Genomic DNA, 22,080 nt, shown 5'->3' on the forward strand with positions numbered 1-22,080 from the left:
CACCGTGACGGGATCGGGCCTCAGTGCTTCGCCGACTCATGGCCTGCGGCAGGATGGATGCCACCTGGTACGTACGCGTCATTCGCGTATCTACTGAAGACAACCGCTGGAGACGCCTGGTGAGTTCCCCAGATCCACAGGTTCGCGCAGCGCGAAACCTTTCTACCCCGGCCCCCGTGCGCGGGCCCGTGGTCGCCGTCACCGGCGCCGCGTCCGGCGTGGGCGCGCTCCTTGTCGAGCGCCTGGCCGCGTCCGAGGAGATCAAGCAGGTCGTCGCCATCGACGAGCGGCGCGGCGAGTGCGCCGATGCGCAGTGGCACATCCTGGACGTGCGGGATCCGGCCATCGCCGAGAAGCTGCGGGGCGCGGACGTCGTGGTCCACCTCGCGCTCGATCTCGACCTGGAGACCGATGCCGCGGCCCGTACCGCGTACAACGTACGCGGTACGCAGACCGTGCTGACCGCCGCCGCGGCGGCCGGTGTCCACCGCGTCGTGCTCTGCACGTCGGCGATGGTCTACGGAGCGCTGTCGGACAACGAACTGCCCCTCTCCGAAGACGCCGAATTGCGCGCGACCGCGGAGGCGACCGGCGTCGGCGACCTTCTGGAGGTCGAGCGACTCGCCCGGCGCGCACCGCGCGCCCACCCCGGTCTGAACGTCACCGTGGTGCGGCCCGCCGTCCTGGTCGGCGGCACGGATACCGCGCTCACGCGGTACTTCGAGTCGCCCCGGCTGCTCGTGGTGGCCGGCTCGCGTCCGGCCTGGCAGTTCTGCCACGTCGAGGATCTGTGCAGCGCCCTGGAGTACGCCGTCCTGGAGAAGGTCGACGGGGAGCTGGCCGTCGGCTGCGACGGATGGCTCGAGCAGGAAGAGGTCGAGGAGCTCAGCGAGATCCGGCGGATGGAGCTGCCCTCGACGGTGGCCCTCGGCGCGGCGGCCCGGCTGCACCGGATCGGTCTCACTCCGTCTCCGGCCGGTGACCTCGCGTACACGATGTACCCGTGGGTGGTCAGCGTCAGCAGGCTGCACGACGCCGGATGGCGGCCGCAGTGGACCAACGAGGAGGTTCTCTCGGAGCTCCTCGAGGAGGTCGCGGGGCGCCGGACCGTGGCGGGACGCCGGCTCGGGCGCAAGGACGCGACGGCCGCGGGCGCCGCGGGTGCGACGGTCGCGCTGCTGGGCGCCGCCGCGGTGGTGCGACGCGCCCGGAAGGCGCGGCGCCGTATCTGATCCTTCCCGCGGACCCGCGGGGACCTGTGCGGACCTGTAGAGAGCTCCAACGCGGTACGCGCGCGTGCCGGGCGAAAGCGCTATTCCGTGATGTCCGTGCCGTGCGGCACCATGGCCGCATGGCACGCACCACGAACGACCACCCCGGCGAGCAGGCCGCCCGGGACCCCATCCGGCTCCTGGCGATCCGTGACGCACCGCTCTCCCTGGACGAGGTCTTCCGGGCCGTCGGCGACGACGCGGCGGGGGGAACGGCACTCTTCGTGGGGACCGTGCGCAATCACGACGGCGGAGCGGACGTCGACGAGCTCGGCTATTCGACCCACCCGACGGCCGAGGCCGAGATGCGCCGGGTGGCCGAGAAGGTCGTCGCCGAATTCCCGGTCCGCGCCCTGGCCGCCGTCCACCGCGTCGGCGACCTCGCGGTGGGCGACCTCGCGGTCGTCGTGGCCGTCTCCTGCCCGCACCGCGCGGAAGCCTTCGCCGCCTGCCGCAAGCTCATCGACGACCTCAAGCACGAGGTGCCGATCTGGAAGCACCAGCGCTTCTCGGACGGTCAAGAGGAGTGGGTCGGCGCCTGCTGATCCACTGCTCGCGCGCGTGGAGCCGGTTGGCCCAAGAGGCTCCAGTTGCGTAACCCGACCCCTGGCGTAAGCGTTGACGGAGCGGATGGTTAATCTGCTGATCTGTCAGTTGTGGTCGCTCAAGGGGTCGGGAGGTCGACATGGCGTCACTCGCCTGGTTGCTGATTCCGTTCGCGGCAGCTGTCGGTGGAGGTCTCTGGGCCGCCTGGGCGGCGCGTAACCGCAGGTCGGGCAAGACCGGGGACAACAACGAGCTCCACGGCTACGCGGCCTTCCGCGAGGCGATGGAGAAGTCCCACTCCGGCACATGAGCCCACGGGGTCCGCGGCCGCCGAAAGGCCCGCAGCCCCCGTACGGACTGGCCCCAGCGGTGCACTGACAGGCAGGTCCCGTACTGTCGTTCCATGCCACGCCGCACCGCGACGATGCTCGCCTCCACCCTGATGCTCATCGCGCTGCTCTGCGCCGGAGTCCTCATCAAAGTGCCGTACTCGGTGATGTCCCCGGGCCCCACGGTGAACACCCTCGGCGACCACGGCGGCGAGCCGGTGCTGCAGATCTCCGGCCACAAGACCTATCCGACGTCCGGTCACCTCAACATGACGACGGTCAGGGTCACCAGCGCCGACTACAACATGAACATCGCTGAGGCCGTGTACGGCTGGCTGGCCCACGACAACATCGTCGTGCCGCACGAGACCCTCTACCCGAACGGCAAGACCGAGCAGCAGTCGAGCCAGGAGAACGCCGAGGAGTTCAGCCAGTCCCAGGAGGCCGCCAAGGTCGCGGCGTTGCGGGAACTGGACCTTCCGGTGAAGTCCCAGGTCGTCGTCTCCACCGTCTTCAAGGACAGCCCCGCCGAGGGCAAGCTCCACGCGGGCGACGTCATCAAGACGGTCGACGGCAAGCCCGTGAAGGAGATGACGGACGTCTCCGAGCTGGTCACCAAGCACAAGCCGGGCCAGGACGTCGTCTTCAGTGTGGTGCCCGTCAAGGAGGCGGCCGCCGCCGAGAAGGCGGGCAAGGAGCCGACCCGGACGGAGGACCTCAAGATCACCACGGAGAAGGCGCAGGACGGCCGCGCGGTCGTCGGCATCGAGGCGGGCACCGATCACACGTTCCCGTTCACCATCGACATCAAGCTCGCCGACGTCGGCGGTCCCAGCGCCGGACTGATGTTCGCGCTCGGCATCGTGGACAAGCTGACCCCCGGCGACCTGACCGGCGGCAATTTCGTGGCAGGCACCGGCACCATCGAGGTCGACGGGAAGGTCGGCCCGATCGGCGGCATCGGAATGAAGACGGTCGGCGCGCGCGCCAAGGGCGCCGAGTACTTCCTGACGCCGAAGGACAACTGCTCCACCGCCGCCAAGGACGTCCCGGACGGCCTCACGCTGGTCAAGGTGGACAACATCGACGACGCGGTCGACGCCCTCAACGACATCCGCAAGGGCCGCACCGCGGACCTGCCGCAGTGCACGGTGAAGAAGTAGCGGCGGACGAGAGTACGCGGGCGGGGGGGGCGACCCCACCCGCGTACGAGTACGGGAACGGTCAGTCGGCGAACGTGGCCGACAGCGCCTCCGCGAGCCCCGGAACCAGGTCGGCCCCGGTGAGGACCTCGGTCGGCGAGTCCTTCTCGCGCAGCCGCAGCGCCGATTCGCGCGCACCGTCACGGAGCACCGCGACCGTCATGCGGACCTCCTGGCGGTCGGGGTGCTCGGCCACCCACTTCGCGAGCTGGGCCTCGCCGAGACCGTCGGGCACGGACGTCTCCGCCGACGGCGGAAGCATCAGGCGCTCCACCGTGAGGGCGCAGCCCGCCACGGCGTCCGGCCAGGCGATGGTGCCGAGGAACTCGTCCAGCGGCTTGCCCGCCGGGATCTCCTCCTGCTCGATGGGGGTCAGACCGGGTTCTTCGGGGGAGTTGTCGAGGCCGAGCTGGGTGGCGAGGCCGGGTTCTTGGGTACGCAGTCGCGCCGTGTCGACGAGCGCGAAGAGGCGCGCGGGCTGGTCCCAGCCGAGGCCGGACGCGTACTCATCGATCTCGAGCACGGCACGGGTGAGGGGGCTCGCTGCCATGGGAGTGTTGGACATGGTCACAATCCTGCCTCGTTAGTCCCGAGAAACGGGAACCGAGTAAAGCGTGAGTAAGTTGCATAGGTAGAGGTCCACGATCACAGGGCCCTGACGGATCAACAGAATCAACATCGAACTTCGAGGTGCGCACCTTGGCTTTCCAGATGCCGGACCGCGGCGGAGGCCCGACGGGGCCACGGATCAGAGTGGGCCGACCGTCCCGTCGTGTCCGGACCCTGCTCATGACACTGGGCATCCTGGCTGTACTCGCCATGGTGTTCGTCATGTTCGCGGGGTTCTGGACGGACTGGCTCTGGTACCGCTCGGTCAACTATTCGTCGGTCTTCACGACGACACTGTGGACCAAGATCGGCCTGTTCTTCGTCTTCGGCCTCCTGATGGCGGCCGCGGTCGGACTGAACATCTGGCTGGCGCACCGGCTGCGCCCGCCGCTGAGTGCCATGTCGATGGAGCAGCAGAGCCTCGACCGGTACCGCATGAGCATCGCGCCGTACAAGAAGTGGCTGCTGCTCGGCATCGCCACGCTCGTCGGCCTGATCGCGGGCGCGTCGGCCGCGGGCCAGTGGCGCACGTGGCTCCTGTGGGTGAACGGCGTCTCCTTCGGCCAGAAGGACCCGCAGTTCAAGCTGGACGTGTCGTTCTTCGCGTTCGACCTTCCCTGGTACCGCTTCCTGCTCGGCTTCGGCTTCGCGGCCACGGTGCTCTCCCTGATCGCCGCGGCCCTCACCCACTACCTGTACGGCGGGCTGCGCGTCACCAGCCCCGGCGCGCGCGCCACGGCGGCGTCCACGGGGCATCTGTCGGTGCTGCTCGGCGTCTTCGTGACGCTCAAGGCCGTGGCGTACTGGCTCGACCGGTACGGCCTGGCCGTGAAGTCCAGTGACTTCAAGGCGACGGGCGACTGGACGGGCCTTCGCTACGTGGACGCGAACGCGTACCTGCCCGCGAAGACCATCCTGTTCTGCATCGCCGTCATCTGCGCCCTGCTCTTCTTCGGGACGCTGTGGCGGCGCACCTGGCAGCTGCCGGTCATCGGCTTCGGCCTGATGGTCCTCTCCGCCATCCTCATCGGCGGTCTGTACCCCGCGATCGTGCAGAAGTTCCAGGTCTCGCCGAACGAGCAGGCCAAGGAAGCGCCGTACATCGAGAAGAACATCGAGGCCACACGCAACGCGTACGGCATCAATGGCGTGAAGGCCGAGGACTACACGGGCGCGGGCAAGGCCGACGAGGACGCCAAGAAGAAGCGTGACAACGCGGACTCGGCGGCCAACTACCGGCTCAACGACCCGAACATCGTCTCGCCGACGTTCCAGCAGCTGGAGCAGGAGCGCGAGTACTACCGCTTCCCGAAGACCCTGGACGTGGACCGTTACAACGGCCAGGACACCATCGTCGGTCTGCGTGAGCTGAGCCTCGACAAGCTCGACAAGCGCAACTGGATCAACGACCACTTCGCCTACACCCACGGGTACGGCATGGTCACCGCCAAGGGCACGGAGACCAAGAAGGGCTCCAAGGGCGCCCCGGACTTCACGGAGTCCGGCCTGCCCACCAAGGGCAAGCTCGGCGAGTACGAGCAGCGGATCTACTACGGCGAGAAGACCACCCAGTACTCGATCGTGGGCGGGCCCCAGAAGGAGCTCGACTACGAAGAGGACGGCGGAGGCCAGAAGACCTACAGCTACAAGGGCGACAGCGGGGTCAACCTCTCCAACCCGATCAACCGCGCCGCCTACGCGGTCTCCTTCGGAGAGCCGCAGATGCTGTACTCGGGCGCGATCGGCGACGGGTCGCGGATCCTCTACAACCGCACTCCGAAGGAGCGCGTCGAGTCGGTGGCGCCGTGGCTGACCATCGACGGCGACACGTATCCGACGGTGGTCAACGGCAGGATCCAGTGGGTCGTCGACGCCTACACGACCAGCAACGGCTATCCGTACGCGTCGCGGACCACGCTCGGCGACACGACGGCCGACTCCCTTTCGGAGTCCGACGACCAGCGCGCGGTGGTGGCCCAGCAGAACCAGGTCAACTACATCCGCAACTCGGTGAAGGCGACCGTCGACGCGTACACCGGAGAGGTCAAGCTCTACACCTGGGACGACAAGGACCCGGTCCTGAAGACCTGGAAGAAGGCGTTCCCGGACACCGTCAAGGACAAGGGTGAGATCCCCAAGGCCCTGATGGACCACCTGCGCTACCCCCAGGACATGTTCAAGGTGCAGCGCGAGCTCCTGACGCTCTACCACGTCACGGACGCCGGCCAGTTCTACAACGCGAGTGACGCCTGGCAGGTGCCGAACGACCCGACGAAGAAGGACAACAGCGCGGTCCCGCCGTACTACCTGTCCATGAAGACCCCGGGTCAGACGCAGCAGCAGTTCTCCCTGACGACGACGTTCACCCCCAGCGGGCGCCCGAACCTACGCGCCTTCATGACGGTCGACGCCGACGCCACGAGTGAGAACTTCGGCAAGATGAAGCTGCTGAGAGTCACGGGCGACGTGGACGGCCCGGAACAGGTCCAGAACAAGCTGAACTCGATGACCGAGGTCGGTAACTTCGTACGCGACATGAAGGGCGCCGACTCCGACGTCCTCTACGGAAATCTGCTGACCGTGCCACTGGACGACGGGTTCCTCTATGTCGAGCCCGTGTACGTACAGGGACGCAAGTCGGCGTATCCGCTCCTGAAGAAGGTGGCGGTGTCGTACGGCACGGAGACCGCGTTCGCGGACTCCCTGAGCGACGGCCTCAACCAGGTCTTCGGTGCCGACGGGACCACGAAGCCACCGGCCGACGACACGGACGAGCCGGCCGATCCGCCCAAGTCGAGCGACCCGACGGTGCAGGCAGCCCTCGACGACGCCCAGACGGCGTTCGAGGACGGGCAGCAGGCCCTGAAGGACGGCGACTGGGAGGCCTACGGCAAGGCGCAGGAGAAGCTCGAGGAGTCCCTGCAGCGGGCCGAGGACGCCCAGGCCAAGGCGGCGGAGGACGCCGACAAGAAGGGCGGCAAGAACGGAGACGCGGACAAGAACGGCGACAAGACGGGCGGCTGACCAGCTGCGAAACACCATCCCCGCGCCGTGGTACGGTTGCATCACAACGGCGCGGGGTGGAGCAGCTCGGTAGCTCGCTGGGCTCATAACCCAGAGGTCGCAGGTTCAAATCCTGTCCCCGCTACTCACGACGAAGGCCCGGATCCTTATCGGATCCGGGCCTTCGTCATGTGCGCGTGGGGTCGTCGGGGCCGTGCGCTGGTCTGTGCGAACCGTGCTCCGCACGGGGGGAGTTGGGAAATCTGTGTTTGACTTATCTCTCTGTGGGCATGTCGACAAAACGCTGAAGTGACCTCACTGGCTGCGGTATACCAGGTGTACCCAGGTTGCAGGTGGTGCGACGATGGACGTTATGGGGGACAAGGCAACTCTGTTGGAGACAGGGCGGTTTGTGCAGCCGGCCGACCGGGAGGATCCCGGGGCGGCCGCCGAGGAGATGCGCCATCGGCTGGCCGCCGAGGCCGGAGACGTCGACGCGATGAGCGTCCTCGGAAGCCTTCTGCTGCGCCGCGGCGATCTCGACGGGGCCGAATCTCTGCTGCGCGCGGCGACCGCCGAGGGTGACCGCGCCGCCGCCAACAACCTCGGAGTCCTCCTGCACCAGCGCGGGTACGCCGACGAGGCCGCCGGATGGTGGCGGGTCGCCGCCGTCGCCGGTTCCGCCGCGGCCGCGCACGCGCTGGGGCGCCATCACCGCGAGCGCGGCGACGAGCCCGCCGCGGAGTACTGGCTGCGGCAGTCCGCCGAGCAGGGCCACGCCCTGGGCGCGTACGCCCTCGCCGATCTTCTCGAACACCGCGGTGACGTCGGAGCCGAGCGCTGGATGCGGGCCTCGGCCGAGCGGGGCCACCGCGAGGCCGCGTACCGGATCGCCCGCGCCCTGGACCGGCGTGCCACGGCCGAGAAGGCCGATGCCAAGTCCGGCGCGAAGGGCGGCGCGAAGTCCGGGGCGCAGTCCGGCGCACAGCCCGGCGCGAAGGCCGGTACGAAGGGCGGCGCCAAAGGAGCGCGTTCCGCGTCCGCCGAGGCCGAGCAGTGGTACCGCCAGGCCGCCGCGCGCGGCCACCGGCGGGCCGCGCTGCACCTCGGCGCGATCCTGGAGCAGCGCGGCGAGCTCAAGGAGGCGGGGCGCTGGTACCTGAACTCCGCGAAGGACGGCGAGGCGCGCGCAGCCTGCGCCCTCGGCTTCCTGCTGCGTGACGCGGGCGACGAGGAGAGCGCCGCCGTCTGGTGGCTGAAAGCGGCCCAGGACGGCGACGGGAACGCCGCGAACGCCCTGGGCGCGCTGCACGCCGAGCGCGGCGAGACCCAGACCGCCGAGCGGTGGTACAGGGCCGCCATGGACGCGGGGGACGTGAACGGCGCGTACAACCTCGGCCTGCTCTGCGCCGAGCAGGGGCGGACCGTACAGGCCGACCAGTGGTACCGGCGCGCCGCGTACGCCGGTCACCGCGAGGCCGCCAACGCCCTTGCCGTACTGCTGCTCCAGGGCGGCGACGCGGCGGGCGCCGAGCCGTGGTTCTCCAAGGCCGCCGAGGCGGGCAGCGTGGACGCGGCCTTCAACCTCGGGATTCTGTACGCGTCGCGTGACGACGAGGACTCCGCCCTGCCCTGGTACGAGCGTGCGGCGGCCGCCGGGCACACCGAGGCCGCGCTCCAGGTCGGTACCGCGCGGCTGCGGGACGGCGACGAGCAGGAGGCCGAGCGGCATCTGCGGTGCGCGGCGGGCGGCGGCAGCGCGGAGGCGGCGTACCGCCTCGGCACGGTGCTCGACGCGCGGCGGTCCGCCGCGGGGCCGCCCGCGCTCGGGGAGCCCGCCGCGGAGAAGACCGAGTGCGAGGAGTGGTACGAGCGGGCTGCCCAGCAGGGGCATCGGCGTGCGCAGGTGCGGGTCGGGATGCTGGCCGCGGGGCGCGGGGATGTCGTCGAGGCGGCGCGGTGGTACCGCCTCGCGGCGGACGCGGGGAGCCGGAACGGGGCGTTCAACCTGGGGCTGCTGCTTGCGCGTGAGGGCAGTGAGCCCGAGGCCGCGCTGTGGTGGACCCGGGCCGCGGACGCGGGGCACGGGCGGGCCGCGCTTCGGCTTGCGCTGCTTTACGCACGGCGCGGGCAGCTGGTGGAGGGGCAGCGGTGGGCGTCCCGTGCCGTGGAGCTTGGGCCGGCTGAGGTTTCCGAGCGGGGGGCGCGGTTGCGGGAGGCGCTTCAGCAGGAGCTGACTGCGTAGCCTCTGCCGGTGCCTTTGCGGGCCTGCGCCTGCGCTTGGTGCGGCTCGCTGTCGTGGGGCGGGTGCGGGCCGTGGGTGGGCTGTGCCCACCCGTTCCGCCCTGCGGAACGCCTGCCCACAGCGGCGGTACGGAACGGATTTGCGCTGGTCGTCGCCCTTGGCGTACGGTTACAGCACAACGGCGCGGGGTGGAGCAGCTCGGTAGCTCGCTGGGCTCATAACCCAGAGGTCGCAGGTTCAAATCCTGTCCCCGCTACTAAAGGCCAGAGGCCGGGAAGCATCAGCTTCCCGGCCTCTGGTGCGTTCAGGGGCAGCTACCGCTTGTGGCCCACCGCCTCCTCGTACAGCTTGCGGTCCACCGCCTCGTCCTCCGGGACCTTGTCGCCCTCGGCGACGCCCGCCGCCTTGTACGCCGCCTGGAGCCGGTCCGTGGTCCCCGACCGGATCTCCCAGTCCATGCGCAGGGACGGAGTCGACTTCAGTACCGCCTCGTCGGTCTTGAGGAGCTTTGCGAGATCGGAGACGAAGGCCTTGTCCGCCTTGTAGTCACCGGCGAAGTACGTGTTCACGGTCCTGATGTACGCCCGCAGCAGCGCGACGCCCGCGTCCGGGTCCTTGGCCAGGAGATTGGGGCCGAACAGAAGGCCGCCGAGCGGCTCGCCCTTGGGCTGGCCGCCGAGGAAGGCGTACCGCTTGTCGCCGTCGACCTTGCGCCAGACCGGGTCGAGCAGCCAGGCGGAGTCGGTGCCGCCGTTCTGGAGGGCGGTCAGGACGTCCGCCGACCCCAGCTGCTGGAACTGGATCTTGTCGAGGCCGCCGCCGTGCTTCTTCAGGGTCGTGCCCATGGGATACGAGATGACCGAGCCCTTGCCGATCATGGTGCCGAGCTTGCGGCCCGCCATCGGGACATGGTCCGCGCTCTCGCCCTTCTTCAGCTTCACCCACAGGCCGCTCTTGGATCGGGGGTCGGGGGAGAAGTTCCCGGCCGCCCACTTGATGGTAAAGCCGCTGGTGATGCCGTTCATCACGGCGGCCTCGGGGGCGGCCCACTGGGCGTCGATGTCTCCCTTGGCGAGGAGGGGGAGGGCATCGGGCGTCGGAAGGACCTTGAGGTGGACGTTCAGGCCCTCCTTCTTGAACTCGCCCTTCTGCACGGCCATTTGGAGAGGCGCGACATACTCGGCGCTCAGCGTGCCGGTGGCGATGGTGAGGCTGCGTTCCTCGGGCAGGGGGCGCGGGGCCGGGGCGCCCTTGTCGCAGCGGGCGGGCTTGCGGTCCTCGGCGAGGTCGGACGGGTCCGTCCAACTGCCCTTGCCGCAGCCCGCGACGGCCTTGACCGTACGGGGCTTCGCGGGCGCGGCCGGGTCAGCGGTGTCGTCCTCCTTCGCGCAGCCCGCGGAGGCGAGCAGCGAGCCCGCCACGAGCAGCGTGAACATGCGGATGCGGATGCGGGTGTGCATGGAGCCTCCGTACGCGTACGAATGGTTCATGACTGGCTTCTGCCGCGGTCGCGCGGGGCCCAGGGAGTGAGCAGCCGGCCCGCGATCCGCACCAGTTCGGAGAAGACGACGCCGAGCACGGCGACGCAGACGATGCCGACGAACATCACGTCGTTCTGGAACAGCGCCCTGGAGTCGAAGATCAGGTGGCCCAGGCCGTTCGACGCGGCGATCTGCTCCGAGGCGACGATCACCAGGACGGCGACGCCCGCCGCGATCCGCGCGCCCACGAGCACGGCGGGCAGCGAGGCGGGCAGCAGGACGTGGCGGAACATCTGCCACGGCGACGCGCCGAAGACCTGGCCGGCGTCGCGATGGCCGGAGGGTACGGCGAGCACCGCGGCCATCGTCGAGATCCAGACGAAGAAGAAGACGGTGGCCGCCACCAGCGCGATCTGCGGGCCTTCGCCGAGGCCGAACATGTTCAGGAAGACGGGCAGCAGGGCCAGTTTCGGTACGACGTACAGCGCGTCCAGGAGCGGTTCGAGGGCGGCGCGTACGAGGGAGAGCGAGCCCATGAGGAGACCGAGCGCATAGCCGGTGACCGTGCCGATCGCGTAGCCGGCGAGCACGCGCTTGAGCGTGGCCCATACGTCGGGCCACAGGTCGCCGTCCGCCGCGCGCTGCCAGCCGTCTTCCAGGATGGTCTGCGGCGCGGGGTAGACGCGGTCGTCGATCCAGGCCTGAGTGGCGGCCAGCTGCCACAGGAGGATCAGGGCGAGGGGGACGGCGACGGCGAGGCCGATCTCCAGGGTGCGACGCCTGCGGTGGGTGCGGGTGGGGTGGAGCTCGTGGGGGCCCGGCTCGCGGACGAGCAGGCCGTCGTCGGGGGCCGCCGTTTTGCGCGGGGTGGCCGTCGTCATGCCGGGACCGCCTCGTCCTGCGAACCCTGCCCGTCTCTACTGCCGACCACCTCGCCGCGCAGGAGGTCCCACAACTCGCCCTTGAGGGCGGTGAACTCGGGTGTCGCGCGTACGTCGCCGGTGCGGGGCCTGGGGAACGGCGGGCGGTGTTCGGCGATGATGCGGCCCGGCCGTGCGGACATGACAAGCACGCGGTCGCCGAGCACGATCGCCTCTTCGAGGCTGTGGGTGATGAAGAGGGTGGTGGTGCGGGTGGTCTGCGTGAGGTCGAGGAGTTCGTCCTGGAGGATCGTGCGGAGCTGGGCGTCCAGGGCCGCGAACGGCTCGTCCATCAGAAGGATCTCGGGCTCCACGGCCAGAGCGCGGGCGATGGCCACGCGTTGGCGCATGCCGCCGGAGAGGGTGGCGGGGTAGGCGTCGGCGAAGTCCGCGAGGCCAAGGCGGGTGAGCCAGTCCCTGGCCCGGGCGTCCGCCTCGCGGCGGGGGGTCTTCTGGATGTCCAGGCCGAAGCGGACGTTCGCCTGGACGGTCTTCCAGTCGTAGATGCCGTAGTCCTGGAAGATCATCGCGGCGGGGCGCTGCGCGGCTGTGCGGATGGCCAGCTTGCCCCTGCTGGGGCGCAGTAAGCCTGCGGCTATGCGGAGGAGTGTTGATTTTCCGCAGCCTGAGGGGCCGACTATGCAGGTGAACTCGCCGGGGGCGACGGTCAGGTCTACGGGGCCCAGTGCGTCCACGGCCTTGGTGCCGCGGCCGAAGGTTCTTGTTACTGCGTGGGCTTCTAGTTTCGGGTGCGGGTCTCCCACGGGGTCTCCTTGCGGAGGGCAGGCGGATATTTGGCGCCGCCGACCATATGACGGGGCGTCAGATTCCGGAAGAGGGTGTGCCCTGGCTTGGATTCGCCCTTGCCTGCGGACCGTTGGTGGTTTGTGCCCACCCGTTCCGCCCTGCGGAACGCCTGCCCACAAGCCCGCGGGAGAGTGCTACGCCCCCGCGCAGCTGGGGCACGTGCCCCTGTATGTGACGTCCGCGCCCTCGATCGTGAAGCCGAAGCGTTCCGAGTCGGGGAGGCTGGTCAGGGGGTTGCCCGTGGGGTGGACGTCGCGGATCGTGCCGCACTGCGCGCACACCAGGTGCTGGTGGGGGCGGTGGGCGTTCGGGTCGTACCGCTTGGCCCTGCGGTCCGTCGAGACTTCGAGGACCTCGCCGATGGTCACCAGCTCGCCCAGGGTGTTGTAGACCGTCGCCCTGGAGATCTCGGGGAGCTTGTCCACGGCGCGGGCGTGCACCTCGTCCGCGGTCAGGTGGACGTGGTCCCCGTCGAGGACCTCGGCCACGACGCGTCGCTGCGCGGTCATGCGCCAGCCGCGTCCGCGCAGTCGTTCCAACAGGTCGCTCATGAAAACCAGCCTAGCAGGCAGGGAGGCTAACTCCCGACCATGTGTGACTTTGGATGTTTACTTGACTTAGACAAAGTCCATCGTAGGATCGAGTTCGGCAGAGGCCAAGGGCAAGAGCATCGGCCGAAGCAAAGGGCAACGCCTATGGACAGGACTTGCAGGAAATGACGCAGGAGGCGCACGTGACGCAGGGACCGCTCACCACGGAGGCCGGCGCGCCGGTCGCCGACAACCAGAACAGCGAGACCGCTGGTGCCGGCGGTCCGGTCCTGGTCCAGGACCAGGCGCTGCTCGAGAAGCTCGCGCACTTCAACCGCGAGCGCATCCCGGAGCGCATCGTCCACGCCCGCGGCGCCGGTGCGTACGGCACCTTCACGCTGACCCGCGACGTCTCGCAGTGGACGCGGGCGAAGTTCCTCTCCGAGGTCGGCAAGCAGACGGAGACCTTCCTTCGCTTCTCCACCGTCGCCGGCAACCTCGGCTCCGCCGACGCCGTGCGCGACCCCCGTGGCTTCGCGCTGAAGTTCTACACGGAGGAGGGGAACTACGACCTGGTCGGGAACAACACCCCCGTCTTCTTCATCAAGGACGCGATCAAGTTCCCCGACTTCATCCACACGCAGAAGCGCGACCCGTACACGGGCTCGCAGGAAGCCGACAACGTGTGGGACTTCTGGGGCCTGAGCCCCGAGTCGACCCACCAGGTCACCTGGCTCTTCGGTGACCGCGGTATCCCGGCGACGCTGCGCCACATGAACGGGTACGGCTCCCACACCTACCAGTGGAACAACGAGGCCGGTGAGGTCTTCTGGGTCAAGTACCACTTCAAGACCGACCAGGGCATCAAGAACCTGACGGCGGCCGACGCGGCCAAGCTCGCCGGTGAGGACGCCGACTCCCACCAGCGCGACCTGCGCGAGGCCATCGAGCGCGGCGAGTTCCCGTCCTGGACCGTGCAGGTGCAGATCATGCCGGCGGCGGACGCGGCGACCTACCGCTTCAACCCGTTCGACCTCACCAAGGTGTGGCCGCACGAGGACTACCCGCCGATCGAGATCGGCAAGCTGGAGCTCAACCGCAACCCGGAGAACATCTTCGCCGAGGTCGAGCAGAGCATCTTCTCGCCCGCGCACTTCGTTCCCGGCATCGGTCCGTCCCCCGACAAGATGCTCCAGGGCCGCCTCTTCGCGTACGGCGACGCCCACCGCTACCGCGTCGGCATCAACGCCGACCACCTGCCGGTGAACCGCCCGCACGCCACCGAGGCGCGCACCAACTCGCGTGACGGCTTCCTGTACGACGGCCGCCACAAGGGCGCGAAGAACTACGAGCCGAACTCCTTCGGCGGCCCCTTCCAGACGGACCGGCCGCTGTGGGTGTCCACCCCCGTCACCGGCGGCACGGGCAACCACGAGGCTCCCTCGCACGCCGAGGACAACGACTTCGTGCAGGCGGGCAACCTCTACCGCAAGATGTCCGAGGACGAGAAGAGCCGTCTGATCGAGAACCTCGCGGGCAACATCGCGGGTGTCTCGCGCGACGACATCGCCGAGCGCGCGATCAACAACTTCCGTCAGGCGGACGGTGACTTCGGCAAGCGTCTGGAGGCCGCGGTCCAGGCCCTGCGCGGCTGACCTCGCTGGTCGGATCTCGTCCGGGAAGGACGGGCGGGCCGGGTCCCTTCGGGGGCCCGGCCCGCCTTTCGTTCACACGGTGAGCGTCGGCACGCGGTTCCTGCCCGGGGCCCAGCAGCGGATGATGTCGCGGACCGAGACGATCCCGGTCGGTTCGTTCCCGTCCATCACGATCAGGTGCCGGAAGCCGCCGTGCGACATGGCGTCCGCGGCCTCCTCCAGGGTCCAGGACGGTGCGGCGAAGACGACTTCGGTCGTGGTGTGGGTGCCTGCGGTCTCGGTGTCGGGGTTCTGGCCGAGGCCCACCGAGATGAGGACGTCGCGCTCGGTCAGAATGCCTAGGCTTGTGTCGGCGTCGAGGACGACGGCCGCGCCGACGCGGCGCGTCGACATCAGCCTGGCCGCCTGGCGCAGTGTGTGGGCGGGACCGATGGTGAGGACCATCGTGCTCATGGCGTCGCGGACGAGCATGGGCTTGAGCCACCTCCTGAGTGGACCGCAAGAGAAGCGATTCACAAGTTCACAAGTGGGGGGACTCTCAGAGTCGCAGCCATGCGGGTCGTCAACAAGGGGGCGCGTGCCGCCGGTTCTGGGCGTGCGCGTCAGGGACGCGCGGGGTGCGTGCGCCTCAGTAGCGCTGGTTGAGGTAGCCGAGCAACTCGTCGTGGAGCAGACCGTTCGACGCGGCCGCGTTGCCGCTGTGCGGGCCCGGAGCGCCGTCGAGGCCGGTGAAGGTGCCGCCCGCCTCGGTCACGATGATCGCGGTCGCCGCCATGTCCCAGAGCGAGAGCTCGGGCTCCGCGCAGATGTCGACCGATCCCTCGGCGACCATCATGTACGGCCAGAAGTCGCCGTAACCGCGGGTGCGCCAGACCGCGCGCGTGAGGTCCATGAATCCGTCGAGGCGGCCCTGCTCCTCCCAGCCAGAGAGCGAGGAGTACGCGAAGGAGGCGTCCTGGAGCCGCGACACCTTGGAGGCGTGGATCCTGGTCGCCGAGGTCAGGCTGCGCCCGGTGTAGGCACCGGCGCCCTTCGCGGCCCACCAGCGGCGGCCCAGCGCGGGCGCCGAGACGACACCCACCACCGGCTGGAAGCCGCCCTCGCCCGCCTCCATCAGGGAGATCAGCGTGGCCCAGACCGGCACCCCGCGTACGTAGTTCTTGGTGCCGTCGATCGGGTCGATCACCCAGCGGCGCGGGCCCGTGCCCTCGACGCCGAACTCCTCGCCGAGGATCGCGTCGCGCGGCCGCCCCCGCTTCAGGTTCGACCGGATCAGCTCCTCGGCCGTTTTGTCCGCCTCGCTCACCGGCGTCATGTCCGGCTTGGTCTCGACCTTGAGGTCCAGAGCCTTGAACCGGTCCATCGTCGCGGCGTCGGCGGCGTCCGCGAGGACGTGGGCAAGACGCAGATCATCGTGGTAGTCGGGCATGAGTGAACAGTATCGATCTCGTTCTGGCTGAGCCACAGCGCCGTATGTCCGGGCCATTCCGGGACATGACGCATCCCTTGCGAGGTCCCGCCGGAGCTATTGACACCGCCTCCGAGCACGTCAACGCTGGCCGCAGAGCCGCTTCGGCCCCGGGAGGCGACGATGCCTGCAGCACGGGAATCCTTACTGGACGCGGCCGCCACGGCGTTGGCTCGCCGGCCGTGGCCAGCAGTCCGCATGGTCGATGTCGCGGCCACCGCCGGAGTGTCCCGGCAGACCCTCTACAACGAGTTCGGCAGCAAGGACGGCCTCGCGCGCGCCTTGCTCCGGCGCGAGACCGACGCCTATCTGCACGGCGTGGAGCACGCGTTGGCCGTGGAGGGCGGTCCGGTGGACCGGCTCGCCGCCGTGAGTGCGTGGACGATCGCCGCGGCGCGCGGCAACGAACTCGCCAGGGCCATGCTCACCGGCTGCTGGAGCGAACGCCTGCCCGCGCCGACCAGGCCGGGGATCTCCGCTTCACCCGTACCGGCGCAGCGGCGCGCGGACGCGGGCGTTCCGTCGCCCGCCGAACTGCTCGCCCTCGTCCGGGACAAGGCGGTGAACGCGCTGAACGGCAGGGCGCGGCCCAAGGACACGGAGGAGCTGGCCCTGGCCTGCGAGAGCGCCGTGCGGATGGCTCTTTCGTACGTCGTCGCGCCCTCGCCCGCGGGCGAGGATCCCGTGGAGCTGGTGCGCGGGGTCCTGGGGCGCTGGACCAACGCCTGAGCGGGCCGCGGCCGCCTCAGGATCAGTGGGCGGAGCCCGACAGCTGGAGGCCGATGACGCCGGCGATCACCAGCGTGATGGAGACGATCTTGAGCGTGGAGACCACGTCGCCGAGGAAGACCATGCCGTAGATCGCGGTGCCCGCGGCGCCGATGCCCGTCCAGACCGCGTACGCGGGACCCACGTCGAGCTTGCGCAGCGCGAGCGTGAGCAGGCCGAAGCTGCCGAGCGCGAAGGCCGCGAAGGTGATCGTCGGCCAGAGCCGGGTGAAGCCGTGCGAGAGCTTGAGACAGACCGCGAAACCGGTCTCCAGGAACCCCGCGACGATGACAAGCAGCCACGCCATGTTTCTGCCTCCCGCATCTCTGCGTCCGGTGACCGCTTCGCCTGGCTTGGTACGGGCTTGGCACAGGCTTGGTGTGATTATGCCTTTGCCGCAACGCCCCGGCGCAAACAACGACGAGGTCAGTCGCCCTCGCGTCGCTCGCGGGTCGCCAGGAGCCTGCGCAGCGAGTAAAGACGCGCGGGGTCCGCGTGCCCCTCCTCCACCCAGGCGTCGAGCGCGCAGTCCGGCTCGTCGTGGCTGCACGCGCGCGGGCAGTCCTCCGTGCCCGGCACCAGGTCGGGGAAGGCGAGGATGACGCGGGACGGGTCGACGTGGTGCAGGCCGAAGGAGCGCACGCCGGGCGTGTCGACCACCCACCCGCCGGAGTCGCCCGACAGGGGCAGCGCGAGCGCCGACGTGGTGGTGTGCCGGCCACGGCCAGTGACGGCGTTGACGTGCCCGGTGGTGCGCCGGCGCTCCTCCGGGACCAGGGCGTTGACCAGCGTCGTCTTGCCCACCCCGGAGTGCCCGACGAACGCGGTGACCTTGCCGTCGAGCAGCTCGTGCACGCGGGCGAGCTCGGCGCCGTCCGTGAACTCCTCGCGGCTGGTGACGACGTAGGGAACGTCGAGCGTGGAGTAGGTCTCCAGGAGCTTGTCGGCCGATGCCAGGTCGGACTTGGTCAGGACGAGGACCGGCTTGAGACCGCCGTCGAACGCGGCCACGATGCAGCGGTCGATCAGGCGCGGGCGCGGCTCCGGGTCGGCGAGGGCCGTGACGATGGCCAGCTGGTCGGCGTTGGCGACGACCACCCGCTCGTACGGATCGTCGTCGTCGGCGGTGCGGCGCAGGACGGACGTGCGCGGCGCGATGCGCACGATGCGCGCGAGGGTGTCCTTCTTGCCGGAGAGATCCCCGACGAGCGAGACCCGGTCGCCCACCACGGCGGCCTTGCGCCCCAGTTCGCGGGCCTTCATGGCCATCACGATCCGGTCGTCGACCAGGACGGTCAGGCGGCCCCGGTCGACGGTGAGGACCATGCCGTCCGACGCGTCCTCGTGCTTGGGCCTGATGTGCGTGCGCGGGCGGTTGCCCTTGCGGTTGGGGCGGACGCGGATGTCGTCCTCGTCGGGGTTCTTTCCGTAGCGGCGCATGTTCTGGTTCCGCCCGTCAGTTCCCGAGCATTCCGGTCCAGAGGTCGGGGAAGTCGGGCAGCGTCTTCGCCGTCGTCGCGACATTCTCGATCTGTACGTCCTCCACGGCGAGGCCGATGACGGCGCCCGCCGTGGCCATGCGGTGGTCGTCGTACGTGTGGAAGATCCCGCCGTGCAGGCGGCGCGGGCGGATGTGCAGGCCGTCGGCGGTCTCGGTGACGTCGCCGCCGAGGCCGTTGATCTCCTTGGTGAGGGCCGCGAGGCGGTCCGTCTCGTGCAGCCGCAGGTGGGCGACGCCGCTCAGGGTCGAGGGGGAGTCGGCGAGGGCCGCGACGGCCGCGATGCCGGGGGTGAGCTCGCCGACCTCGCTCAGGTCCACGTCGATGCCGTGGATCGACCCGGAGCCGGTGAACACGAGCCCCTGCGCGGTCAGTTCGCAGGAACCGCCCATCTCGGTGAAGATCTCCCGCAGCTTGTCGCCGGGCTGCGTGGTGTGCGCGGGCCAGTCCGGGATCGTCACCCGGCCGCCGGTGACCAGGGCGGCGGCCAGGAACGGCTGGGCGTTCGAGAGGTCGGGCTCGACGGTCAGATCGCGGCCGAGCAGGGCGCCGGGGGTGACCCGCCACACGTTCGGCTCGCCGCCCGACTCCGGGGTGTCCACCTGGGCGCCGACCGCGCGGAGCATGTCGACGGTCATCCGGATGTGCGGCATGGAGGGCAGGGCGGAGCCGGTGTGCCGGACCTCGACGCCCTGGTTGAAGCGGGGGCCCGAGAGCAGCAGGGCGCTGACGAACTGGGAGGACGAGGAGGCGTCGATGTCGACCGGGCCGCCGTCCAGGGCGCCGCCGCCGTGCACGGTCAGCGGCAGCGCGCCGCGGCCGTCGTCGTCGATGCGGGCGCCGAGCGCGCGCAGGGCGTCGATCACGCCGTTCAGCGGACGCTCGTACGAACGGGGGTCGCCGTCGAAGCGGATCGGGCCGTCGGCGAGGGCGGCGACCGGGGGCAGGAAGCGCATGACCGTACCGGCGTTGCCGACGTCGACCGTGGCGGGGCCGTGCAGGCCGGAGGGGATGATCCGCCAGGCCTCGCCGGAGCCGTCGGGGCCCACGCCCTCCTCGATGCCGACGCCGAGCGCGCGCAGGGCGCCCGCCATCAGGAGGGTGTCGCGGGAGCGCAGCGGGCGGCGCAGCCAGCCGGGCTCGGCGGCGAGGGCGGCGAGGACGAGACCGCGGTTGGTGACCGATTTGGACCCGGGCACATGGACCGTCGCGGCGACGGCTCCGCTCGCGTGCGGGGCTGGCCAGAGGGTGTCGTGCGCTGGGTTCACGGTCATGCCCACACTTTAGTGGCTCACGGTGACGGCGCAGTCGGCGCTGCTCAGAGGCCGGGTCAGAGGCCGAGCAGCCAGCGTCCGCCGCCTATCAGTGAGCACAGTGAGACGGCGTGGAAGAGGAAGAGCCACATCCCCGCGGGGACGTGCGTGAGCCGGGAGAGCTGGTCCGCGTCCGAGTCGCCCGCACCGCCGCGCCTGCGCTTGGACTGCAGCTCGAAGGCGGGCCGCACGCCTCCCAGGAGCAGGAACCACACCACCGCGTACGCGAACGCCGCCTGCACCTGCGAGCTGGTCAGCCAGGAGACGAGCAGGAAGGTGCCGCCGGTGATGATCATCGTGAGGGCGCCGTACGCGTTCCGGATCATGACGAGCATCACGAGGAGCAGCGCCGTGGCGAGCCACAGGAACGCGGTGATGTGCCCGGCGGCCAGGAGCGCGGCGCCGCCGAGGCCGAGCAGGGGCGGCGCGGTGTAGCCCGAGGCCGCGGTGAGGATCATGCCGAGGCCGGTGGGCTTGCCGCGGGAGACGGTGAGGCCGCTGGTGTCGGAGTGCAGCCGGATGCCGTCGAGGCGGCGCCCGGTGAGCAGGGCCACCAGGCCGTGGCCGCCCTCGTGCGCGATGGTGATGGCGTTGCGGGCGACCCGCCAGATGCCGTGCGGGACGACGACGGCGAGCGCGACGAGACCGGTGATGATCACCAGCCACTCGTCGGGGGCTGCCTGGGTGCCGAATACCCGGTCCCAGAGGTCGGTCAGGCTGGCGTTCGCGGTGACTTCCATTGCGTGGGCCATTGTCTGGACCGGCTCCTCAGGTCGTACGGGGTCTGGCAGTCTGGCACGTATGTGCGGACGGTATGCATCGAGTCGTAGGCCCGAGGATCTCGCAGGAATCTTTGAGATCGAGAAGTGGGAGCCGGAGGAGGCGCTGGCCCCCGATTTCAACGTGGCTCCGACCAAGGAGGTCTACGCGGTCCTGGACCGTCCGGTGAAAGACGCCGATGACCCGCGTCCGGTTCGCCAGCTGCGCACGCTCAAGTGGGGCCTCGTCCCGTCCTGGTCGAAGACGCCCGAGGGCGGCGCCCGGATGATCAACGCCCGCGCGGAGACCGTCCACGAGAAGCCCTCGTACCGCCGCGCCTTCACGTCGCGCCGCTGCGTCATCCCGGCCGACGGCTACTACGAGTGGGTCACCGGCACGGGCGAGCGGGACCTTGAGGTCGAGGGCAAGAAGAAGCGCCCCCGCAAGCAGCCGTACTTCGTGACGCCCGCCGACGGCTCGGTTTTCGCGATGGCGGGTCTGTACGAGTTCTGGCGCGACAAGACCCTGCCGGACGAGCACCCCCTCGCCTGGTGGGTGACGTGCACGGTGATCACCACGGAGGCGGAGACCGCGCCCCTGGCCGTAGCCCCGGAGGAAGGGCCGCGCTCGCTGCACGACATCCACCCGCGGATGCCCCTCATGCTGACGCCGGACCGCTGGGACGCCTGGCTCGACCCCTCGCGCACCGACCCCGAGGACCTGCGGACCCTCCTGGAGCCCCCGCCGCACGGCCTCATGCGGGCCTTCCCGGTGTCGACGGCCGTCAGCAACGTCCGCAACAACGGCCCGGAGCTGCTGAAGGAGCTGGACGGCCCCGAAGAAGGCACACTCTTCTGACGTGACCAAGAGCGAGCCCCAGAACGAGACCCAGAGCCGGCCCCAGAGCGAGATCGTCGAGACCGACGCCGGTGAGGCGCGCATCACCTGGCATCCCGCCCCCAAGGCCGGAGCACGGTTCGTGCTGGCCGTCAGCCACGGAGCCGGCGGCGGCATCGAGGCCCGCGACCTGCGGGCCATCGCCGCCGCCCTGCCCGCGCACGGCGTCACCGTCGCCCTGGTGGAGCAGCCCTGGCGGGTCGCGGGCAAGAAGCTGGCGCCCGCGCCGAAGACCCTGGACGTGGGATGGCGCGGCCTGTGGCCCGCACTGACGAAGCCCGGCCTCCCGGTGATCGCGGGCGGCCGCAGCGCGGGGGCACGCGTCGCCTGCCGCACCGCCACCGAGCTGGGCGCTGCCGCCGTACTGGCCCTCAGCTTCCCCCTGCACCCGCCGGGCAAGCCGGAGAAGTCCCGTGCGGACGAACTCCTCGGCGCCGGGGTACCGACCCTCGTCGTACAGGGCGGCAACGACCCCTTCGGGAAGCCCGCCGAGTTCCCGGAAGGGACGTACGAGCTCGTGGAGGTCCCCCACGGCGATCACGGCTTCGCTATTCCCAAACGGGCCGACATCGGGGAGGCGGAAGCCATGACGCTCATCACGGATGGCGTCATCCGATGGACGGGAATGTTGGGTGCATGACCTCTGTTGTGCCGAACAGAAGCTAAACGCTGTTGGTACGAGAGGAAGTCAGCCGCATGGGTTCGACCATCTGCCCGGCTCGCTCCAGCGCCCCTGACCTGGAATGGACGGTGCTGAGCGCGCCCAAGGCCGCCCCTA

At 70.0% G+C, this 22,080-nt stretch carries 21 protein-coding genes and 2 tRNA genes; 12 read left to right on the forward strand and 11 right to left on the reverse strand.

Going from position 1 to position 22,080, the window contains the following annotated elements:
- Window positions 1–119 precede the first annotated feature (119 nt).
- The 4 genes from ABZ906_RS25780 (at window position 120) to ABZ906_RS25795 (ending at window position 3,309) form a co-directional block, all read left to right on the forward strand.
- The gene (locus tag ABZ906_RS25780) at window positions 120–1,232 is read left to right on the forward strand and encodes an SDR family oxidoreductase (RefSeq protein ID WP_361181639.1); all 1,113 of its coding nucleotides are present in this window, start codon (window positions 120–122) and stop codon (window positions 1,230–1,232) included.
- A 119-nt stretch (window positions 1,233–1,351) separates the two neighbouring features.
- The gene (locus tag ABZ906_RS25785) at window positions 1,352–1,816 is read left to right on the forward strand and encodes a molybdenum cofactor biosynthesis protein MoaE (protein ID WP_361181637.1); all 465 of its coding nucleotides are present in this window, start codon (window positions 1,352–1,354) and stop codon (window positions 1,814–1,816) included.
- A 140-nt stretch (window positions 1,817–1,956) separates the two neighbouring features.
- Entirely contained in the window at window positions 1,957–2,127 is a 171-nt protein-coding gene (locus ABZ906_RS25790) for a hypothetical protein (RefSeq protein ID WP_361181635.1), read from the forward strand.
- A gap of 93 nt (window positions 2,128–2,220) precedes the next feature.
- Window positions 2,221–3,309, forward strand: coding sequence for a PDZ domain-containing protein (locus ABZ906_RS25795; RefSeq protein WP_361181633.1), 1,089 nt, complete (start codon window positions 2,221–2,223; stop codon window positions 3,307–3,309).
- A 61-nt stretch (window positions 3,310–3,370) separates the two neighbouring features.
- Here the strand turns inward: ABZ906_RS25795 and ABZ906_RS25800 are convergent, their stop codons facing one another.
- Window positions 3,371–3,913 (reverse strand): PPA1309 family protein, encoded by a 543-nt coding sequence (locus tag ABZ906_RS25800; protein ID WP_361386353.1) that lies wholly within the window; start codon window positions 3,911–3,913, stop codon window positions 3,371–3,373.
- 146 nt (window positions 3,914–4,059) lie between these two features.
- Here ABZ906_RS25800 and ABZ906_RS25805 point away from each other — a divergent pair, with 146 nt between their 5' ends.
- The 4 genes from ABZ906_RS25805 (at window position 4,060) to ABZ906_RS25820 (ending at window position 9,461) form a co-directional block, all read left to right on the forward strand.
- Window positions 4,060–6,981, forward strand: a complete 2,922-nt coding sequence (locus ABZ906_RS25805) for a UPF0182 family protein (protein WP_361182461.1) — start codon at window positions 4,060–4,062, stop codon at window positions 6,979–6,981.
- 50 nt (window positions 6,982–7,031) lie between these two features.
- Window positions 7,032–7,105: transfer RNA gene (locus ABZ906_RS25810), tRNA-Met, on the forward strand.
- A 219-nt stretch (window positions 7,106–7,324) separates the two neighbouring features.
- A complete protein-coding gene (locus ABZ906_RS25815) occupies window positions 7,325–9,205 on the forward strand; it encodes a sel1 repeat family protein (protein ID WP_361386356.1) in 1,881 nt (626 codons plus the stop codon).
- 182 nt (window positions 9,206–9,387) lie between these two features.
- A tRNA-Met gene (locus ABZ906_RS25820) sits at window positions 9,388–9,461 on the forward strand.
- A 58-nt stretch (window positions 9,462–9,519) separates the two neighbouring features.
- On the opposite strand, the gene ABZ906_RS25825 is transcribed toward ABZ906_RS25820, so the two are convergent.
- The 4 genes from ABZ906_RS25825 to ABZ906_RS25840 all read right to left on the reverse strand — a co-directional run bounded on the left by ABZ906_RS25825 (window position 9,520) and on the right by ABZ906_RS25840 (window position 12,964).
- Window positions 9,520–10,665 carry an ABC transporter substrate-binding protein gene (locus ABZ906_RS25825; protein ID WP_361386802.1) on the reverse strand — a complete coding sequence of 382 codons (1,146 nt, stop codon included), beginning with the start codon at window positions 10,663–10,665 and terminating at the stop codon, window positions 9,520–9,522.
- 26 nt (window positions 10,666–10,691) lie between these two features.
- Entirely contained in the window at window positions 10,692–11,567 is an 876-nt protein-coding gene (locus ABZ906_RS25830; RefSeq protein WP_361386359.1) for an ABC transporter permease, read from the reverse strand.
- On the reverse strand, window positions 11,564–12,370 hold the full coding sequence (locus tag ABZ906_RS25835; protein ID WP_361386362.1) for an ABC transporter ATP-binding protein: 807 nt from the start codon (window positions 12,368–12,370) through the stop codon (window positions 11,564–11,566). Before ABZ906_RS25835 ends, ABZ906_RS25830 begins: the two co-directional genes overlap by 4 nt.
- A gap of 177 nt (window positions 12,371–12,547) precedes the next feature.
- A complete protein-coding gene (locus ABZ906_RS25840; protein WP_361181623.1) occupies window positions 12,548–12,964 on the reverse strand; it encodes a Fur family transcriptional regulator in 417 nt (138 codons plus the stop codon).
- 164 nt (window positions 12,965–13,128) lie between these two features.
- Between ABZ906_RS25840 and ABZ906_RS25845 the strand changes: the two genes are divergently transcribed.
- The gene (locus tag ABZ906_RS25845) at window positions 13,129–14,598 is read left to right on the forward strand and encodes a catalase (protein WP_361181621.1); all 1,470 of its coding nucleotides are present in this window, start codon (window positions 13,129–13,131) and stop codon (window positions 14,596–14,598) included.
- A gap of 72 nt (window positions 14,599–14,670) precedes the next feature.
- On the opposite strand, the gene ABZ906_RS25850 is transcribed toward ABZ906_RS25845, so the two are convergent.
- Entirely contained in the window at window positions 14,671–15,069 is a 399-nt protein-coding gene (locus tag ABZ906_RS25850) for a CBS domain-containing protein (protein ID WP_361181619.1), read from the reverse strand.
- 157 nt (window positions 15,070–15,226) lie between these two features.
- Window positions 15,227–16,027, reverse strand: a complete 801-nt coding sequence (hisN, locus tag ABZ906_RS25855; protein WP_361181617.1) for a histidinol-phosphatase — start codon at window positions 16,025–16,027, stop codon at window positions 15,227–15,229.
- A gap of 162 nt (window positions 16,028–16,189) precedes the next feature.
- Between hisN and ABZ906_RS25860 the strand changes: the two genes are divergently transcribed.
- A complete protein-coding gene (locus ABZ906_RS25860) occupies window positions 16,190–16,795 on the forward strand; it encodes a TetR/AcrR family transcriptional regulator (protein ID WP_361181615.1) in 606 nt (201 codons plus the stop codon).
- Window positions 16,796–16,817: 22 nt separating this feature from the next.
- Here ABZ906_RS25860 and ABZ906_RS25865 read toward each other — a convergent pair whose 3' ends face one another.
- From ABZ906_RS25865 to ABZ906_RS25880, 4 genes are all read right to left on the reverse strand, one after another.
- Window positions 16,818–17,141, reverse strand: coding sequence for a multidrug efflux SMR transporter (locus tag ABZ906_RS25865; RefSeq protein ID WP_190082031.1), 324 nt, complete (start codon window positions 17,139–17,141; stop codon window positions 16,818–16,820).
- A gap of 119 nt (window positions 17,142–17,260) precedes the next feature.
- Window positions 17,261–18,274, reverse strand: coding sequence for a ribosome small subunit-dependent GTPase A (gene rsgA / locus ABZ906_RS25870; protein WP_361386364.1), 1,014 nt, complete (start codon window positions 18,272–18,274; stop codon window positions 17,261–17,263).
- 16 nt (window positions 18,275–18,290) lie between these two features.
- The gene (gene aroA, locus ABZ906_RS25875) at window positions 18,291–19,607 is read right to left on the reverse strand and encodes a 3-phosphoshikimate 1-carboxyvinyltransferase (protein ID WP_361386367.1); all 1,317 of its coding nucleotides are present in this window, start codon (window positions 19,605–19,607) and stop codon (window positions 18,291–18,293) included.
- A 56-nt stretch (window positions 19,608–19,663) separates the two neighbouring features.
- Window positions 19,664–20,386: a M50 family metallopeptidase gene (locus tag ABZ906_RS25880; RefSeq protein ID WP_361182458.1), complete on the reverse strand. Its 723-nt coding sequence runs from the start codon at window positions 20,384–20,386 to the stop codon at window positions 19,664–19,666.
- Window positions 20,387–20,447: 61 nt separating this feature from the next.
- Here ABZ906_RS25880 and ABZ906_RS25885 point away from each other — a divergent pair, with 61 nt between their 5' ends.
- Entirely contained in the window at window positions 20,448–21,263 is an 816-nt protein-coding gene (locus ABZ906_RS25885; RefSeq protein ID WP_361386370.1) for an SOS response-associated peptidase, read from the forward strand.
- A gap of 1 nt (window position 21,264) precedes the next feature.
- Entirely contained in the window at window positions 21,265–21,942 is a 678-nt protein-coding gene (locus ABZ906_RS25890) for an alpha/beta family hydrolase (RefSeq protein ID WP_361386373.1), read from the forward strand.
- Window positions 21,943–22,080 lie beyond the last annotated feature (138 nt).

The sequence above is a fragment of the Streptomyces sp. NPDC046925 genome (assembly GCF_040644915.1).
In the GTDB taxonomy this organism is placed as follows: Bacteria; Actinomycetota; Actinomycetes; order Streptomycetales; family Streptomycetaceae; genus Streptomyces.

Coding starts and splice junctions, on each gene's coding strand:
- ABZ906_RS25785 (WP_361181637.1), top strand. CDS start 1,352: ATGGCACGCACCACGAACGACCACCCCGGCGAGCAGGCCGCCCGGGAC.
- ABZ906_RS25790 (WP_361181635.1), top strand. CDS start 1,957: ATGGCGTCACTCGCCTGGTTGCTGATTCCGTTCGCGGCAGCTGTCGGT.
- ABZ906_RS25795 (WP_361181633.1), top strand. CDS start 2,221: ATGCCACGCCGCACCGCGACGATGCTCGCCTCCACCCTGATGCTCATC.
- ABZ906_RS25800 (WP_361386353.1), bottom strand. CDS start 3,913: ATGTCCAACACTCCCATGGCAGCGAGCCCCCTCACCCGTGCCGTGCTC.
- ABZ906_RS25805 (WP_361182461.1), top strand. CDS start 4,060: ATGCCGGACCGCGGCGGAGGCCCGACGGGGCCACGGATCAGAGTGGGC.
- ABZ906_RS25815 (WP_361386356.1), top strand. CDS start 7,325: ATGGACGTTATGGGGGACAAGGCAACTCTGTTGGAGACAGGGCGGTTT.
- ABZ906_RS25825 (WP_361386802.1), bottom strand. CDS start 10,665: ATGCACACCCGCATCCGCATCCGCATGTTCACGCTGCTCGTGGCGGGC.
- ABZ906_RS25830 (WP_361386359.1), bottom strand. CDS start 11,567: ATGACGACGGCCACCCCGCGCAAAACGGCGGCCCCCGACGACGGCCTG.
- ABZ906_RS25840 (WP_361181623.1), bottom strand. CDS start 12,964: ATGAGCGACCTGTTGGAACGACTGCGCGGACGCGGCTGGCGCATGACC.
- ABZ906_RS25845 (WP_361181621.1), top strand. CDS start 13,129: ATGACGCAGGAGGCGCACGTGACGCAGGGACCGCTCACCACGGAGGCC.
- ABZ906_RS25850 (WP_361181619.1), bottom strand. CDS start 15,069: ATGCTCGTCCGCGACGCCATGAGCACGATGGTCCTCACCATCGGTCCC.
- hisN (WP_361181617.1), bottom strand. CDS start 16,027: ATGCCCGACTACCACGATGATCTGCGTCTTGCCCACGTCCTCGCGGAC.
- ABZ906_RS25860 (WP_361181615.1), top strand. CDS start 16,190: ATGCCTGCAGCACGGGAATCCTTACTGGACGCGGCCGCCACGGCGTTG.
- ABZ906_RS25865 (WP_190082031.1), bottom strand. CDS start 17,141: ATGGCGTGGCTGCTTGTCATCGTCGCGGGGTTCCTGGAGACCGGTTTC.
- rsgA (WP_361386364.1), bottom strand. CDS start 18,274: ATGCGCCGCTACGGAAAGAACCCCGACGAGGACGACATCCGCGTCCGC.
- aroA (WP_361386367.1), bottom strand. CDS start 19,607: ATGACCGTGAACCCAGCGCACGACACCCTCTGGCCAGCCCCGCACGCG.
- ABZ906_RS25880 (WP_361182458.1), bottom strand. CDS start 20,386: ATGGAAGTCACCGCGAACGCCAGCCTGACCGACCTCTGGGACCGGGTA.
- ABZ906_RS25885 (WP_361386370.1), top strand. CDS start 20,448: ATGTGCGGACGGTATGCATCGAGTCGTAGGCCCGAGGATCTCGCAGGA.